At 64.6% G+C, this 16,973-nt stretch carries 14 protein-coding genes; 8 read left to right on the top strand and 6 right to left on the bottom strand.

Annotation, left to right across the window (positions count from 1 at the left end; genetic code table 11):
* Window positions 1–220: 220 nt before the first annotated feature.
* Window positions 221–589 carry a Rieske (2Fe-2S) protein gene (locus B7G66_RS12645; protein WP_003617824.1) on the bottom strand — a complete coding sequence of 123 codons (369 nt, stop codon included), beginning with the start codon at window positions 587–589 and terminating at the stop codon, window positions 221–223.
* Between the two features lie 150 nt (window positions 590–739).
* Between B7G66_RS12645 and B7G66_RS12640 the strand changes: the two genes are divergently transcribed.
* Entirely contained in the window at window positions 740–1,987 is a 1,248-nt protein-coding gene (locus tag B7G66_RS12640; RefSeq protein ID WP_040510439.1) for an aminopeptidase, read from the top strand.
* Window positions 1,984–2,475: a hypothetical protein gene (locus B7G66_RS12635; RefSeq protein ID WP_040511466.1), complete on the top strand. Its 492-nt coding sequence runs from the start codon at window positions 1,984–1,986 to the stop codon at window positions 2,473–2,475. Before B7G66_RS12640 ends, B7G66_RS12635 begins: the two co-directional genes overlap by 4 nt.
* Here the strand turns inward: B7G66_RS12635 and B7G66_RS12630 are convergent.
* The 4 genes from B7G66_RS12630 to B7G66_RS12615 are packed head-to-tail and all read right to left on the bottom strand — an operon-like array spanning window position 2,442 to window position 7,415.
* Window positions 2,442–3,596 carry a glycosyltransferase family 4 protein gene (locus B7G66_RS12630; RefSeq protein WP_003617821.1) on the bottom strand — a complete coding sequence of 385 codons (1,155 nt, stop codon included), beginning with the start codon at window positions 3,594–3,596 and terminating at the stop codon, window positions 2,442–2,444. The genes B7G66_RS12635 and B7G66_RS12630 overlap by 34 nt on opposite strands.
* Window positions 3,593–5,305 carry a heparinase II/III family protein gene (locus B7G66_RS12625; protein ID WP_003617820.1) on the bottom strand — a complete coding sequence of 571 codons (1,713 nt, stop codon included), beginning with the start codon at window positions 5,303–5,305 and terminating at the stop codon, window positions 3,593–3,595. Before B7G66_RS12625 ends, B7G66_RS12630 begins: the two co-directional genes overlap by 4 nt.
* Window positions 5,306–5,357: 52 nt before the next feature.
* Complete coding sequence (rpe, locus tag B7G66_RS12620) at window positions 5,358–6,038, bottom strand: ribulose-phosphate 3-epimerase (protein ID WP_048859237.1); 681 nt, start codon at window positions 6,036–6,038, stop codon at window positions 5,358–5,360.
* Window positions 6,039–6,098: 60 nt separating this feature from the next.
* Entirely contained in the window at window positions 6,099–7,415 is a 1,317-nt protein-coding gene (locus tag B7G66_RS12615; protein ID WP_003617819.1) for an RsmB/NOP family class I SAM-dependent RNA methyltransferase, read from the bottom strand.
* Between the two features lie 313 nt (window positions 7,416–7,728).
* On the opposite strand from B7G66_RS12615, the gene B7G66_RS12610 reads away from it, so the two are divergent.
* The 6 genes from B7G66_RS12610 to B7G66_RS12585 all read left to right on the top strand — a co-directional run bounded on the left by B7G66_RS12610 (window position 7,729) and on the right by B7G66_RS12585 (window position 14,806).
* Window positions 7,729–8,439 (top strand): YggS family pyridoxal phosphate-dependent enzyme, encoded by a 711-nt coding sequence (locus B7G66_RS12610; protein WP_141312741.1) that lies wholly within the window; start codon window positions 7,729–7,731, stop codon window positions 8,437–8,439.
* Window positions 8,440–8,562: 123 nt separating this feature from the next.
* Window positions 8,563–10,578 carry a potassium transporter Kup gene (locus B7G66_RS12605; protein WP_003617817.1) on the top strand — a complete coding sequence of 672 codons (2,016 nt, stop codon included), beginning with the start codon at window positions 8,563–8,565 and terminating at the stop codon, window positions 10,576–10,578.
* The gene (hemW, locus tag B7G66_RS12600; protein WP_048859239.1) at window positions 10,568–11,779 is read left to right on the top strand and encodes a radical SAM family heme chaperone HemW; all 1,212 of its coding nucleotides are present in this window, start codon (window positions 10,568–10,570) and stop codon (window positions 11,777–11,779) included. The genes B7G66_RS12605 and hemW overlap by 11 nt, the downstream gene beginning before the upstream one ends.
* 284 nt (window positions 11,780–12,063) lie before the next feature.
* Window positions 12,064–13,260, top strand: coding sequence for a nucleoside hydrolase (locus B7G66_RS12595; protein ID WP_003617815.1), 1,197 nt, complete (start codon window positions 12,064–12,066; stop codon window positions 13,258–13,260).
* 17 nt (window positions 13,261–13,277) lie between these two features.
* A complete protein-coding gene (locus tag B7G66_RS12590) occupies window positions 13,278–13,724 on the top strand; it encodes a DUF1489 family protein (RefSeq protein WP_003617814.1) in 447 nt (148 codons plus the stop codon).
* The gene (locus tag B7G66_RS12585; protein WP_003617813.1) at window positions 13,712–14,806 is read left to right on the top strand and encodes a lytic transglycosylase domain-containing protein; all 1,095 of its coding nucleotides are present in this window, start codon (window positions 13,712–13,714) and stop codon (window positions 14,804–14,806) included. The genes B7G66_RS12590 and B7G66_RS12585 overlap by 13 nt, the downstream gene beginning before the upstream one ends.
* On the opposite strand, the gene B7G66_RS12580 is transcribed toward B7G66_RS12585, so the two are convergent.
* Entirely contained in the window at window positions 14,787–16,856 is a 2,070-nt protein-coding gene (locus tag B7G66_RS12580; protein ID WP_003617812.1) for a glycoside hydrolase family 3 C-terminal domain-containing protein, read from the bottom strand. The genes B7G66_RS12585 and B7G66_RS12580 overlap by 20 nt on opposite strands.
* Between the last annotated feature and the right edge of the window lie 117 nt (window positions 16,857–16,973).

The raw sequence follows: 16,973 nt of genomic DNA, 5'->3' as shown, positions 1-16,973 counted from the left end.
TTCAGAAGACGCCGCCTTTTTCGATCAAAAGGCGGCACCCAAAACTTTTCTTTTTTATCAATGAGCTGTTTTCAAACACTCTGCTCAAGCTTTCAGGGCTTAACTGATGGCACGCCATAGTGAATGAAAGTTTTTGGGCGCCACCCCTGGATCGAAAAAGGCAGCGTCTTTCAGAGCTTGCGAAAAAGATTCACCAAAATTTTTACTACTTTTCAATGCGTTAATTTGCAGACTTTCCCATGGCGGGACGTACGTCAGCCCAGACATCTTCCCCCTCCACCCATGCGTCATAGGGGCGCTGCATGGGGTTTGCCGCCTCAATCCGCCCACCGGGCGCATCCACGTCGCCGCGTATGCCAAAGGTCCACATATGCAGCGGGCAGACAAGCCGGTCATACTGGACATAACCAGTGGACAGGCGCGCATTGCCATGCGGGCAGCGATCATCGAACACGCATACCCGCCCGTCCTGCGTGCTCCAAACCACAAGCGCACGCCCCTGCGTGACGACACGTTGCGGGCGTTCACGCACGGCGGCGACCTCACACAGCCTGACGGCATTTCCGCGACCATCAGGTATCCCCGCCATTTGCATCACCTTCGCTTTTCCCCAACAGGTTACGGTATGATTTTACGCAACCGTGGACTATCGTCTATCGTATCGTGACAGACACCTCGTGACAGGGCGGGCACAGCGCGGCCCGCCATCCCTATCGCCATAAACAGGATGAATGCACGCATGGCCCCAGCTTCCAACCACGCAGAACTCCTCGACCGGCTTGGCGAGGTTGCGGTCCGGGTCGGGCTGAATATCGCCCATGGCCAGCAACTGCTGATTACCGCGCCGCTCGACGCGGTGCCGCTGGTGCGGCGCATTACCGAACATGCCTATCGCGCGGGGGCATCACTGGTCAGCACGTTCTACAGCGACGATGAAACCACGCTGGCGCGTTTCCGCCATGCACCCGACGACACGTTCGACACGGCGGCAAAGTGGCTGCAGGACGGCATGGCGGAGGCCTATCGCGAAGGGGCGGCCCGCATGGCAATCACGGGGGGCAATCCCACGCTGCTGTCGGGGGAAAACCACGACCGCGTCGCCCGTGCGTCACGCGCGTCATCACTGGCGGGGCGGCCCGCCATGGAACTGATCACCAATTTTGCCATCAACTGGAACATTGTTGCCTGCGCCACCCCCACATGGGCACAGCAGGTGTTCCCCGACCTGCCCCCCGAACAGGCGCTTGCCCGCCTGTGGGATGCCATCTTTACCGCGTCGCGCGTAACGACTGCCGACCCGGTGGCAGAATGGGCGCGGCATAACGAAACCCTGCACCGGCGTGCCGCATGGCTGAATGACCGCCGTTTTGCGGCACTGCATTTCCGGGGGCCGGATACGGACCTGACGGTAGGGCTTGCCGATGGGCACGCATGGGCAGGCGGGTCGGAACCCGCACGCAACGGCATCACCTGCAACCCCAACATCCCGACCGAGGAAGTGTTTACCACCCCCCATGCCCGTCGCGTCGATGGCACGGTGCGCGCGACAAAGCCCCTGTTCCACCAGGGAACGCTGATTGACGATATCGCGGTGCGTTTCCAAGATGGCCGCATTGTCGAAGCCAGCGCACGCACGGGTCAGGAGGTCCTGACACGCATTCTTGACACCGACGAAGGCGCACGCCGCCTGGGCGAAGTGGCGTTGGTGCCTGCCTCATCACCGATTTCCAGCAGCGGCATCCTGTTTCGCAACACGCTGTTCGATGAAAATGCCGCCAGCCATATCGCGCTGGGACAGTCCTATACCAAATGCATGCTCGACACCGACACCCTTGATGCTGCGCAACTGTCTGAACGTGGCGCAAATTCCAGCTTCATCCATATTGACTGGATGATCGGGTCGAACCAGATCGACGTGGACGCCATCACCCATGACGGCACGCGTGAATCCTTGATGAAACAGGGCGAATGGACCAGCCAGCCATGACTTTTCGCACATATTTCCTTGTCGCTGCCCTGTCGCTGTCGTTGCCTGTGCTGCCTGCGATGGCACAGCAGGCCCCGGCGGGACAGCAGCCGACATCCGAACAGCAGGCGATGATGATGCATGACATCACCGCGGCCGCGCAGTACCGCCTGCCAAACAATTTCTTCACGGTCATGATCCCCACCATCAAGGAGATCAAGGCCCGGAATGTTACCCCCCCCGAAAGCGGCAACCTGTCGCTGTCACAGACGATCGAACGCACGGCGCAGATGGAACGCCTGATGCCGATCCTGCGCGAACACGGGCTTAGCGCGTCGGACTTTGTCATGGGCATCACGACCTTTGGCATGACGACCGCCCTGATGCACCAGCAGGCGCCCAAGGGCGCGCCCGCGCTGAACCCTGCGAACGTGAAGCTGATCAATGCCCACCCGCAGGAAACCGAAACCATGATTCAGGAAATGGGCGGCCAACTGTCACAACCCTGACGCCGCCGCGCGCCCTGCACCAGCAGGGCGCAGGTCCGCGCCAGCACGGCATCTTGTGAAAACAGTTGCAACGCCCGTGCGCGCCCGGCCATGCCCATGATGCGGCGCAGACCGGCGGACCGCACCAGCCGCCCCAGCGCAGCCGCAAGGGCACCCGCATCCGCAGGGGGGACAAGGTATCCGGTCCGCCCCGTGACGATCTGTTCGCGAATGCCGCGAATATCGCTGCCGACAACCGGCAGGCCCGACAGCATCGCCTCGATCACCGTCATGGGCAGCCCCTCAAAATGGCTGGGCAGGACAAAGATATCCGCCGCCGCCATAAGGTCCGCCACATCGGCGCGATACCCAAGACAACGCAATCGGGGGCCAAGTTCCGCCTGTGCCGCCATGATAAGGTCCGCCATGTCCGGCCCGTGATCGGTGGGCAGACGCGCGCCCACGACCCACAGGACCGCATCGGGAACATCACGCATCGCCGCAAGCAGTTCGGGATATCCCTTGTGCCGCACCAACCGCGACACCGCGAGGATGACGACATCCCCCGCCCCCACGCCAAGGTCCGCGCGCAACCTGCACCGCACCAGCGGGTCCGGGCGAAAGAGCGCACCATCACGCCCGTTGCCGATGGCCGTGGCGCATAGGTGAATGCCAAGCCGCCGCGCGTCACGCGCCTCCTCGTACGAAACGGTCAGATACGTATTGGTCACGCGCCCGGCCAGCCATTCCAGAACCAGCGCCAGCCGGCGCCGTACCCACGGCCCCGGCTGGTTGAACAAAAAACCATGGCAGGTATAGGCCACGCACGGCACACCACACAGCCATGCCGCCAGACGGGCCAGAAGGCCGCTGATCGGCATGTGCGCATGCACGATATCGGGACGTTCGCGCCGGATCAGGTGCACCAGCGCCCATAATGCGCGCATCTGCGCCACGGGGGAAAAGGACCGCGCCATCGCCACGGCCTCCACCCGGAACCCATCGGCGCGCACCGCCGACAGCAAGGGGCCATCGGCACAGACACCCACGACATCATGCCCATCGGCCCGCAGCCGACGCATCAGGGGATACAGGAAATGATACAGCGCGAAATCAACATTCGTGATCTCGAGTATCCTCATTCCCCGCCCGGTCCCCTGTCACGTTCCAGCGCCCAGCGGATCACCCTGCGCTTTCTGCCGGGTGCAGTTTCCACCGCCGGTCCGGGGCCTGCGGGTATCGCATCCTCCACCCCGACGGGAACCTGTGGCGTGCCCTCGCCCGTCGCGGGCGGGCGGGCGGCATTGGGGGCGACCCGCACGACGATCTGTGTCGAAGGCACAGGACGCAGACCGCCGGAATAGACGCTCTCCTCCACCACGACCTCCCCGCCCGTGGCGCGGAAGTTCCATGTCTGCTCCCCCGCCTCCAGCATGACAGTGCCGGCCTGCGTCCCCGGCTGCACACAGACCGAAGGATGCAGGTGGAAACGCAGGACAAACGCCAGATCACGCTCGCCCTCTATGGTTTCCTCGCCCCGCAGGCAGTCACCATTGCTGCCAAGGTACAACCGCCGTGCATAGGTCGCGCCAGCCGTGGGATAATATCCGTCATGCGACAGGCTCAGCCAATGCGCGCCCTCCCGCGTTGCATGATCGACCTCCACATGGGCGGGACGGCGGGCGACCGTGCCATCCTCATGGAAATCAGAGGAGGACAGCCCCTCCACCTCCACCGTGGAATGGGCGGCCGTCTGGCGCAGCGCCTTTTTCCATTCCGGCAGGAATCCGCCGCCGCAATTGACGACCAGGCGCTGTCGCATACACGAAAATTCCAGCGACAACGTGCCCGCATGGGCATTGTGGTCATATCCCGTCGGCGCGGGCGCCCCCGCATCCACCAGCAGGAGCGAACGCCCCGACTGCGCGCGCACAAACCCGCCATCGGGCATGGCATTGGCCACCACCCGCGTGCGCGTAGCCTGCGACAGCACCATTTCAATCAGGGTGGAGCTGCGTTCATGGCTGCCGTTGAACAGGGCGAGGCACCCATCCCCATGACGCATGGCACGCAGCACGGGGCTCATCTTGTCAAGCGCCAGCGCCACAGAATGCGGCAGCGCATGCTGTGCCGCCTGCATCATCGCGCGCATTTCCGCCAGTTCACGCAAGGCCCGCAACTGCACCTCCGGGCTGCGCTGGATGTGCCAGCCATCGGGCAGGATCTGGCGTTCCACCTCTGCGTCGATATAGCGGCGGTAACGGCTGAGGAAACCGGTATATTCCGGCATGGCCACCGCAACCGCCAGCAACCCCTTCAGCGCCGTCAACGATTGCCAGTCATGGCATTCGGGCGGCAGAAGGGCAGCAATGGTCCGTCCTTCCACCAGAAGCCGGGCCATCAGGCGTTGACGGAACATGTCGCTGGCGGAGGCGGCGAAGAAATCATAATGCCCCAGCCATGCCGCGACACGTGCGCCCGCCACGGTACAGTCACGCACCATCGGGTGGATTGGCGGATTCAGAAGCCAGTCATCCACCAGCGCACGCGCACGCAGCCGGGCCGCATCCGTGCCCATCGCGCGCAAATCGCGCAGCCAGCGGAAACTGTGCAGCCCTTCGCGGAAGGCTGGTTCAAAATCGGGATTGTCCCACATCCCCGGCCCGATGGGATGGGTATATCCCTCCTGCGTCATCATGCCCTTGATGAGCATCGCACCCGTCGCGGCATCACCGGGCCACAGGTCACGGATATTATGGACAGGCGCGACCGGCACCCGCCCCTTGCCCACCAGCAAGGGCAGGCGCGCCATCGACAGGCGTGCGCCCTGCGCCAGTCGCCTTACGACCATGTGCGCCTCGTGTCCCGACCGGTGATGCCCCGGACGATGGTGAAAGGTCCCCTCACGCCCGGCGGGGCGCCTCGCCTGTGCGCAGGGCATTGATGGCCTGCGCGTAATCCGCCTGCCCGTAAACCGAGGTCCCGGCAATCAGGACATCCGCGCCCGCCTGTGTCGCAAGCATGGCGGTTTCGGGAGTGATCCCGCCATCCACACCAATGCGGATGTCACGCCCCGTTGCGTCGGCCATTTCACGCAGGGTACGGATCTTGGCCAACTGGCTTGTCAGGAACTTCTGGCCACCAAAGCCTGGATTGACCGTCATGACCAGGATCATGTCCACAAGGTCCAGCACCTCCCCCACCGCTTCGGGCGGGGTGGCGGGGCAGATCGCGATGCCTGGCTTCACGCCATGGTCGCGCACATGTTGCAAGGAACGGTGCGTGTGCGGACCCGCCTCCACATGGATATGGATATGATCGGCACCCGCCCTGGCGAAGGCCTCGATATACGAATCGACGGGGGCAACCATCAGATGCACATCGAACGGCAGGCGCGACCCGGGCCGCAATGCCTGGACAAGCTGCGGCCCCATCGACAGGTTCGGGACGAAATGACCATCCATCACATCCAGATGGAGCCAGTCGGCCCCCGCCTTCTCGACAGCGGCGACTTCGTCCGCCATGCGGGAAAAATCAGCCGAAAGCACACTCGGCGCGATGAGGGGAGAAGATAGAGCTGCCATGTTCCTTTTGTATCAGGAATATCGCAGGCAGGCCATAGTTTTACGACATCCCCGCCCCACTCACCCCTTGCGGAAGCGCGCGGCGAAGAATCCGTCCATCCCCCCCTGTTCGGCCCACATGCCGGGATGCGTGCGCACCCACCCTTCGGGCGTGCGGGCCTGCGGCAGGAACGCCAGTTCCTCCGGCGTGAAGGGATCGGCGATCAGCCCCATTTCCTCGGCCGCGCGGGCACAGGCGGGGCCTTCCTCCGGCTGGAGGGAACATACCGCGTAAACCAGCCGCCCACCCGGACGCAGCATGTCGCCTGCCGCCTTCAGCAGGGCCTGCTGCCCCGCCGCAAGTGCCGCAAGGTCGCGCGGGCGCTTGATCCACAGTGCATCGGGATGACGCCGCACCGTGCCGGTGGCCGAACATGGCGCATCCAGCAGCACCGCATCGAGGGGCGCATCGGGCCGCCATTGCGTTGCATCGGCCTGCACGACCTTGACCACATCGCCCAGTTGCAACCGCGCAAGGTTGGCGCCCAGACGCTCCAGCCGTCGGGGGTCACGTTCGACGGCGGTGACATCCGCGCCCGCAAGGGCGAGTTGCGCGGTCTTGCCGCCGGGCGCGGCGCACAGGTCCGCCACCCGTTCCCCTGCCTTCGCATCCAGCAGGCGTGCAGGCAGGCTTGCCGCGGCATCCTGCACCCAGAACGCGCCTTCGGCAAAGCCGGGCAATTCGGTGACACGCGTTCCGGCCGCAAAGCGCACGGTGCCGTTGGGCAGCAGTTCGCCCCCCGGTGGCGGCAGACAGCCAGGACGCATCGACAGGTCGAGCGGTGGCTCCGTCCCCAGCGCCGCGGCGATGGGACGGGCCATGCGCCCCCATGACGCCCACAGCCATGGCGGCACGTCGAGGCGTTCCTGGTCGAGTCCGTCAAGGCAGCCATCGCCCTTTTGCGCAATCCGGCGCAGCACGGCATTCACCAGCCCCGCAAACGGGGCAAGTCCGCGCCTGCGCGCCAGCGCCACCGACGTCGCCACCGCCGCATGCACCGGCGTGCCAAGGAACAGCAGTTGCGCCACCCCGATCAGCAGCACCGCGCGCACGGGTTCGGGCGGCTCCTTTTTCAAGAAGGGCGAGAGCACCTCCGTCGCGGTGCCCATATGACGCAGGACCGACGCCCCCAGGCGATGGGCGGCGGCGCGGTCGCGCGGTTCCGCCTGTCGCGCGACGGGCGAATTTTCCATGGAGGTTTCAAGCATACGCCGGTGCTCGATCACGCCGGTGACGATGTCAAAGGCGATATCGCGCGTCGGGTCGGCCGGGGCTGCCTGCGCGCCACGGCCTGTGGCGCGGCGTCCGGACGAACGGGGTGCGGACGTCTGTTTCATTGTCTATACCTGCTTTGGAACTCATCAAACCACGCGAACCCCGGCGCCACATGCGTGGCCGGACCCCACGTGTCCCGCACATGACACGCCCACGCCCGCACCGCCACCCCCGGCGCACATGATTTTTACCATCCCCATGCCAGACGCCCTCGCCCCGATGCCGATGCCCGTCCCCATCCCCGTCCCAATGACAGCGGCCCGCCACCATGATATCGCACGGACGGGCCATGACCGTCCCCGCGTCATGCCGGGAAAAGGCCACCGCATCCGGATTTCCACGAACCAGGGGGGACACAGCATGCACGACACACCCATGCCGGCGGACACGGCGCAGGACGTATCCGCAGATCATGACATCGCCACGGCGCTTGCGACGGTGCGTGCGCGCATTGCCAACGCGGCCCGCAGCGCCGGGCGTGATCCGTCGGACATCACGCTGGTTGCGGTGTCCAAGTTCCACCCGCGTGCGCGCGTGGTCGCCGCCCTGCGCGCGGGGCAGATGACATTCGGTGAAAACCGCGTGCAGGAAGCGGCGGATAAATTCCCATCCCTGCGCGCGCAATGGCCGGACCTGAGGCTGAACATCATCGGCGGCCTGCAAACGAACAAGGCATATGACGCCGTGCGCATTGCGGACATGATCGAAAGCCTTGACCGCGCGACCCTGTGCGATGCCATCGCGCGCGCGGCCGATCGGGTGGGTCGCCTGCCGCGATTGCTGGTGCAGGTCAATACCGGGGACGAGACCCAGAAATCCGGCGTGGCGGTGGAAGAGGCGGATGCCTTCATCACCGCCGCCATCGCGCGCTTTGGCGATGCGGTGGCGGGGCTGATGTGCATTCCCCCGGTGGATCAGGACCCCACGCCACATTTCCGCACGCTCGCCACCATGGCGGGGCGGCACGGGCTGGGGGTGATTTCGATGGGCATGTCGGCCGATTTCGAACAGGCCATTGTCGCCGGCGCGACCCATGTGCGCGTCGGCAGCGCCATTTTCGGCCCCCGTCCGACCCGTCCCACCTAAAAACCGGCATGGCACCTGCACGGATACGGACCTTGATGCCCTACCCGCTTGTGGGTATGCGAAAGTACCGGGCATGATGCTGCCCGTATTTCTTGACATTCACTGCCGCGGAGCCGTCACGACATGACGCAAGCCACGGGGCCTGATGCCCCCGGAACATCGACGACGCCAGCCCATGGCGCCCAAGCTGCGGATGGCAAGGCACCGGACGGCAAGGCATCCGCCCCCGTCCCGTCGAAGGTGACGGAATACGGCGCGGACCAGCATGAACATGCCGCCAACCCCGTGGGCTTTGCCGCCCTGCTCGGGGTGCTGGGCGTCGTGTTCGGCGATATCGGCACCAGCCCGATCTATGCCCTGCGTTCGACCATCATGGTCGTGTCACAGCACCACAGGATCGAACCGTGGGAGATCCTTGGCGTACTCAGCCTCATCATCTGGTCGCTGCTGCTGATCGTGACGGTGAAATATGTCATCCTGATCATGCGTGCCGACCATAATGGCGAAGGCGGCATCATCTCGCTCATGTCGATGGCCCAGCGTGTCGCCACCACCAACCGCCTGCGTGTGGCGCTCGGCATGGTGGGAATCGGCGGCGCGTGCCTGTTCTTCGGCGATGGCATGATTACCCCCGCCATTTCGGTGCTGTCGGCGGTGGAAGGGCTGGAGGTCAGTTTCCCCGCCGCACGTGAACTGGTCATTCCCATCGCACTGCTGGTGCTGGTGGGGCTGTTTTCGGTGCAGTCCTATGGCACGGGCAAGGTGGGGACCATATTCGGCCCGATCATGCTGGTATGGTTCAGCCTGCTGGGCATCCTTGGCCTGACGCAGATCGTGCAGCATCCCACCATCCTGCTGGCGGTATCGCCCACCTATGCGGTGCAGTTCATCATCTATCACGGATGGCTGTCGTTCATCGCACTGGGGTCCGTCGTGCTGTCGGTCACAGGGGCGGAGGCGCTGTATGCCGACATGGGCCATTTCGGCCGCCAGCCCATCCGCTATGCCTGGCTGTTCTGTGTGCTGCCGTGCCTCGCCCTCAACTATCTCGGTCAGGGGGCGCTGATCATCGCGCACCCCACCACGCTGGCCAACCCGTTCTTCCTGCTGGGCCCGCACTGGTTGCAGGTGCCGATGGTCATCCTGTCCACCTGCGCGACGGTCATCGCAAGCCAGGCGGGGATTTCAGGCGGGTTTTCGCTATGCCGGCAGATCATCCAGCTTGGCTACCTGCCGCGCATGCGCATCACCCACACGAATGCGGAGGAAGAGGGCCAGATCTACCTGCCGGAGTTCAACCGCTTCCTGATGACCGGTGCGCTGTTACTGGTGCTGAGCTTCCGCAGTTCTGACGCGCTGGCCTCGGCCTATGGCATCGCGGTGACGGGTACGTTCATGTGTACCTGCGTCCTGGCGATGGTGGTGTTCCGCCGTCTGTATCACTGGTCACGCCTGGCCGCGATCACGACGTTCGGCGGTTTCTTCGTCATCGACACCACCTTTTTCGCCTCCAACGCGCTGAAGATCCCGCAAGGTGGCTGGGTGCCGGTGATGCTGGGCATTGTGCTGACGCTGATGATGACGACGTGGAAAAAGGGCCGCCTGCTGATCATGAACCGGCAGAAGCAGGACAGCATGCCCATGAACTCCTTCCTGGCGCGGCTGCCGCAGTCACGCATCATCCGCGTGCCGGGAACGGCGGTATACATGACCGCGACGCCGGATTTCGTGCCCGCATGCCTGTTGCACAACCTCAAGCACAACAAGGTGCTGCATGACCATGTCCTGTTCGTCACGGTCCAGACCCTTGACCAGCCGGAAGCGGATCGCGGGCACCGTGTCGCGTTGCAGGAACTCGCGCCCGATATGTACCGCATCATCCTGCGCTATGGCTTCATGGAAACGCCCAACCTGCCCCGCGCGCTGGAGGACCTGAAGGCCAGCGGACTGGAATTCGATGCATTGCAGGCATCTTATTTCACCAGCCGTGAATTGCTGGTCCGTTCCTCCGTGCCAAAGATGTCGCGCTGGCGCATGTCGCTGTTCCTGCTGATGGCGCGCAATGCCACACCCGCCACCGAATTCTTCCGCATCCCGCCTGACCGCGTGGTTGAACTTGGCGTCCGCCTTGCCATCTGACGCCCCCCCCACCGTCGCCGCACCGAACGGGGGGGAGGCGCTGGCGCTGTATGTGCACTGGCCTTTCTGCCTGTCGAAATGCCCGTACTGTGATTTCAACAGCCATGTGCGCGACGTCATTCCGCAGGCGCGTTTTGGCAATGCCCTGCGTCGTGAACTGGCGCATGAGGCCGCGCGCATCGGGACGGCGCGCGACACGCGTCCTGTGCTGGGGTCCATATTCTTTGGCGGGGGGACGCCATCGCTGATGGAACCTGCGACGGTGGCCGCCCTGATCGGGGATGCGGGCCACCTGTTCCGCCTGTCCCCCGATATCGAAATCACGCTGGAGGCCAATCCCACCAGTGTGGAGACAGCCCGCCTGCGTGCCTTTCGCGACGGGGGGGTCAACCGCATTTCAGTGGGATTGCAAAGCCTTGACCCGGAAGCCCTGCGTTTTCTGGGCCGTGAACACACCGTGCCACAGGCGATCGCGGCACTGGAACAGGCGCGCGCATTATTTGGCCGGATCTCGTTCGACCTGATCTATGCCCGGCCGGAACAGTCGCTGGCCTCATGGCGGGGCGAACTGGATGCAGCACTCGACCTCGCATCCGACCATCTCTCGCTCTATCAGTTGACGATCGAACCGGGCACGCGTTTTGAGAGCCTGTATCGACAGAACCGCTTTCACCTGCCCGATGACGACCTCGCAGCCCGGCTGTATGAGGAAACGGCCCGCGTGGCAGCACGCCACGGGTTACTGGGCTACGAGGTCTCCAACTATGCCCGTCCGGGGGCCGAAAGCCGCCACAACCTGACTTACTGGCGTTATGGCGACTATCTGGGTATCGGGCCGGGGGCGCACGGGCGCGTGACACGCGATGGCGTCACCTATGCCACCCGCCGCCACCGCGCACCAGAACCGTGGGCCGAACGGGTGGAACGGACCGGCACCGGCACAACACATGAAGACGCGCTGTCACCACGTGAAAAGGCACGCGAAATGCTGCTGATGGGATTACGCCTTGACGAAGGGATCGCCGCAGGGCGCTTTGCGCGGCGCACGGGGATGAGTCTGGGCGACGCGACCGATCCGGGCATCCTGCAAGCCGCGCTGGAGGAAGACTACCTTCGATGGGATGCAGGCGGGGCACGCCTGCGGGCCACTGCGGAAGGGAGGTTGCGGCTGGAAAGCCTGCTGGCCGCGCTGGTGGTGTAAAAATCCGGCAAAGGGCATTGCCCGGCAGAACATCATGCCTCAGCGCATGATGACGGCATCCCCATAAAAGGCCGCATAAAAATAACGAATGTTTCCGGGGGGCACCTTATGTTCCCGAACAGGTCACATATTTCAAGGTTATTCGAAGATTTTCGCCAGAATTTTTATAATTCCAGTCTATCGCCAGATTTACCTGCGCACAGGATTTCCAAGGAACAGGTGGTATGGAACTCGGCCATAAACCGGCTAGACTGCGCGCCAAAGGTCAGGGAAGGAACCCCGCTGTGTCCCGTGCATCCATGTCACGCCCGTCATTTCCCGCCATGTTCAGGACCTGCGCACTTGTCGCCGGGGCGACGCTTGGCGCTGTCCTGCCGGGTCTGGCCCATGCCGCCACGCAGGCAGTATCCCAGGCGGCATCCCAGACTGCATCCCAGACTGCATCCCAGACCGCGCCCGACCCCGAACTGGTGATCGAAGATAATGATTTCCTCGGCCCCGGCGGGTCGGACCAGCAATCCATCATCCCGCTGCTGTTCAACCCACATGTGCGCGTACTCGGCTTTACCGTCGTCAGTGGCGATGACTGGGAAAATGCGGAATCGGCCCATCTTCGCCGGTTTCTGGAAATCATCCACCGCACCGACGTGCCGGTGGCCGATGGCGCGGTCTATCCCCTGCTCAACACTGTCGCGGCCCTGCGTGAACACGAACACCAGTTCGGCACAATCCCGTGGAAGGGGGCGTGGGGCGGACTGGGCAGCATCGAACATGTTCCCGACACGCAGCCTGCCCTGCCCACGCTGAAGGAGGGCATGCCCCACCTGCAACCCGTGGCGCAGAACGCGGCGCAGTTCCTGATCGAACAGGTCCATGCCCATCCGCACCAGATCACCATCGTCGCGGCGGGTCCGCTGACGAACCTTGCGCTGGCCATCCGCCTGGACCCGACCTTTGCCGCGACGGCAAAACAACTGGTATTCATGGGCGGCATGCTTGACACCAGCATGATGTCGGTGACGGGGAATGCGGACTTTGCCTCCGACTTCAACATGATCTTTGACCCGGAGGCCGCGCATATCGTCCTGACCGCACCATGGGCGTCGGTAACCGCGGTGGGCAGCGTGTCGAACGACCTGATGATGACACGCGACTACCTTGCGCAGGTGACGCGCAAGGTCACGCCGATGACGCAGTATCTTGCGAAATATTACGAACCGCTGCCGATGTGGGACGAACTGACGGCTGCCATCGCCGCCGACCCGTCACTGGTGACGTCATCGGTGGACGCGTTCATGGATATCGACCTGGCGCACGGCCCTGATTACGGGCACGCCCATGTCTGGCCCGAACAGCTTGCCCCGAAACAGCAGGGCGTACGCCGCGTCCATATCGTGCGCAGCGTGGACGCCACGCGGTTCCGCGCCATCTTCGCACAGGAGGCGCAGAGCGACCTGCCCCCCGCCCCGGCACGCCATTAGGAACGGGGAAGGCCAAGATGCTGCATATGGTCAAGCTGGCGGTGGGGGTCGGCAGCCTGCCTGAACTCGCCCTGCGCCAGCAGGTCGAACCCCCTGTGCCCCGCGACGGGCTTGATGGCACCACACCCGCCGGGCAGCCATGGCTGCGTACGCGCATGTTCCCCCGCCGCGCGCCAGAGATACTGGAAGGCGGGTCGCTTTACCGCGTGATCGCGGGGATGGTCATGTGCCGCCAGCGCATCACCGGCATCCGCCCCGATACACGCGATGACGGGGTGGCCTGCGCGCTGATCACGCTCGACCCGTTGATCGTGCCAGTCGTCCCGCGCAGCATGCGTCCCTTTCAGGGATGGCGGTACCTGCGTGCGGCCGACGCACCGGCCGACCTTGGCCATTTCGACCTTGATGGAGACACCCTGCCCGATGACATGCGTCGCGAACTGGCTGCGTTGTGCCTGATCTGACTTCTTCCGCCGCCATCCGCCCCCGCGTCATTTCCCCTACCCTGCGCGCGACCGCGTTGATGGGATGCGCCGCACTGGTCCTGGCGGGCTGCGCCGCCACCCCGCGGGAGGGGACGTCACGCTATTCACGCTATTACCCCGCCAGCGGGGCCTACCGCGCGCCCGGACCAGCCGATGACCCGTGGAAGCCGTATATCGAGGAGGCATCGAACCGTTTTTCTGTGCCACAGCCATGGATCCGTGCCGTGATCCAGAAGGAATCGGGTGGCCATGAATATATGGACGGCCATCCCATCACCTCCGCCAGTGGCGCGATGGGGCTGATGCAGTTGATGGCCCCGACCTATAGTGACATGCAAAAGCGCAACCACCTTGGTTCGGACCCGTACGAACCGCGCAACAACATCCTTGCGGGGACCGCCTATATCCGCACACTGTATGGCCTGTATGGCGCACCGGGCTTCCTTGCGGCGTATAATGCAGGGATCGAACGGCTGAATGACTATCTGGAGGAAGGGCGTCCATTGCCCAGCCAGACCGTACGCTATCTGCGCATCATTACGCCAAACCTCGGCAATTCCGTGGCGCTGAGCGGCCCTCTTGCGATCTATGCCGGGCCGGGACAGCCTGTCACGCGCACACCCGTGGCACTTGGCGGACGCAACCAGCATGCCGTCTTGCAGTACGCAACCCTCAATCCGCCCGCACCGACATCGCATGCGGCACCGGCGTCAACGGCCTGCGCGCGCGATCCCGATGCGGCCTATGACCCTTCGGCACGCTGCACCGCCATGACGGTAACGGCCATATCAGGTACGGGCGTCAATTATGGCGCATGGAGCGTGCAGGTCGGCGCATTCTCCACCGAGGGGCAGGCACGTTTCGCCACAACCATGGCGCGACAGGGGGACTTCACCGCGTTGCAGGGCGCACGCAGCATGGTGATCCCCGTCACCAGCGCACGCGGCACACAGGTCTATCGCGCGCGACTGGCCGGATTGTCGGAAGCGGCGGCGGGCAAGGCGTGTTCCAGCCTGAAAAGCCAGGGGCTGCTGTGCATTGTCATTCGCCCTGGGATGTAGGGACTGGCAGGTTTTCAAGCGTTGCGGACACATGCAGCGCGGGCATGCGCACGCTGGCCTGATGTGTCAGCATGACCGACGACGCCCCCACCGCGAACGTATAGGTCCCCGCAGGAACCACCCAGCCGCCCGCGCCTGTATCCCATTGCCCCAGCAGGTGCGGGTCCACCGGGATGGCGACGCGGGTTGCATGGCCGGGTGTCAGCGCAATACTGCGCCACCCCACCAGGCGCTTGACGCCGCCAGCCTCCACCGGCGGGGTCAGGTACAGTTGCGCCACCGCACGGATCGGATGGTCGGACGTATCGGTCACTGTGAAGGTCGCACTCAGATGGGTCGCGTCCTCGCGGCTGACATGGACATCGCCATATGACACGCCGCCCGCGACCGACAGGCCATAGCCGAACGGAAACAGCGGGGCGATATGGGCGCGTTCGAACGCATTGTAATCGGCATAGGCCATGCCGGGGGGATACAGCCCGCCAGTAAAGGTCATGGGCAGGCGGCCCGAGAATTCACGCGTCCCCGTCAGCATCGCCGCAAGCGGGGCGGCATATTCCCCATGCCATGACCACGCCTGTATCACACTGTCCACCACATCCAGCCATGGCATCGCGCGGTCAGGGCTGTCGGACATCATGATGGTCACGACATGCCCGCCAAGGTCCGCAAGTGCGGTGATGAACGCATTGTCCGCATCACGATCCGTCAGCATCACGATACGCGCCGCCTGCGCGGCCTGTGGCGGGGGTGTGCCGTCGGGGTTGACGACGGCCTGACTGACCTTCACCCCGTCATGCTGCAATGCCGCCGCAAGGGCCACAAGCGGTCCCTGCAACGCCTGTGTCGCCAGCAGCAGCACCTGCCCGCTGCGGTCATCAAGGGGCAGGACCTGGTTTTCGTTCTGCAACAGGACCATCCCCTCTGCCCCGACCTCGGCCATCAGTCCGTCCACCGACATCGGGCCAGATCCCGGGGGGGATTTCCTGTCACGGGTGAATGGCGGCGGATGGTCAAGGATGCCGGTACCATACAGCGACGTCAGGACATGCTGTGCCATCTGGTCAATGCGGGGGGGCTGGACCGCGCCCGTCGCAACCGCGCGGCGCAGGGGGGCGGCATACACCCCGTCCTCCACCCCTGGTGACTGTTCCATGTCCACGCCATCCGCCACGGCGGCGACAGGGCTGGCGTCCGCCCCCGACAGCGCACCGGGCATCGCCATGAGCATGCTGCCAAAATGCCACTGTTCACGCATGATGCCCGACAGGCCGGACAGCGCGCCGCACACATGCATGCCGCCACATGCGATCGCCCCCCCATGCGCCGTACCCAGTGCGATGGACAGGCCCATCAGGCTGGTGCCCATATACTGATCCGCCGGGACAGGCAGCGTCGCGGGAAGGGCGACAACCCCGTCACCGCGTCCCTGTTCCTCCGCACGGAGCGAGGCGAAGACCGGCACCACATGCCCCACCATCAGGCCCGAAGCCACCATCCCCGCCATTGTTCCCGCAAGCATCGGGTCCTCGCCTGCCTGCAATCGCCCGGATGGCAGCAGGTCCACACCACCGACACGCACCATCGCCCGGCCACGCCCCCATTCGTCACGCGCCCGCACCATGCCCGCGCGATGGGCCAGCACCGGGTCCCAACTCGCGGCAAGGGCAAGGAAAGGCAGGTGCGGCATGGTGGGATCAGTGGGATGCGGGTCCGAAAAGCTGCCCATCCGCAAGGCGGGCAGGCCAAGGCGCGGCACACCCGGCCATGTCAGCAGTCCCGTGCCCTCGCCCGCCATGGCACCACCAAGCGGGGCGGGAAAGGCACGCAGGACCGACAGTTTTTCTTCGGGCCGCATGCGCGCGACCATATCCGCCGCCCGCGTCTGGGCCGATGAGGAAGGCGCAGTCGCCGCCCATGCGGACGGTGCAGGCCCCGGCACGGGAACAAATACGGGCACCATCGCCGCCGCCACGGCGACCGCCATCGTGCGCGGCGCGGCACGGATCTGGGTATGGATGGCCTGCAGTCCCCTCGATATATGTCGCACTGCTCTTCCACACCTCCTGCCTTGCTGCACCCTGGCTGCCTTAACCCTGATCGCCTTACCCTGACTGCCTTACCCTGGTCGCCGCACTTTGGTCGCCTTAGCCCTGCGCCGCCACAC

The sequence above is a fragment of the Novacetimonas hansenii JCM 7643 genome (genome assembly GCF_000964405.1).
Taxonomy (GTDB): Bacteria; Pseudomonadota; Alphaproteobacteria; order Acetobacterales; family Acetobacteraceae; genus Novacetimonas; species Novacetimonas hansenii.
The sequence above is the reverse complement of the archived record's forward strand: the minus strand, read 5'-3'. Positions and strand labels throughout refer to the sequence as shown.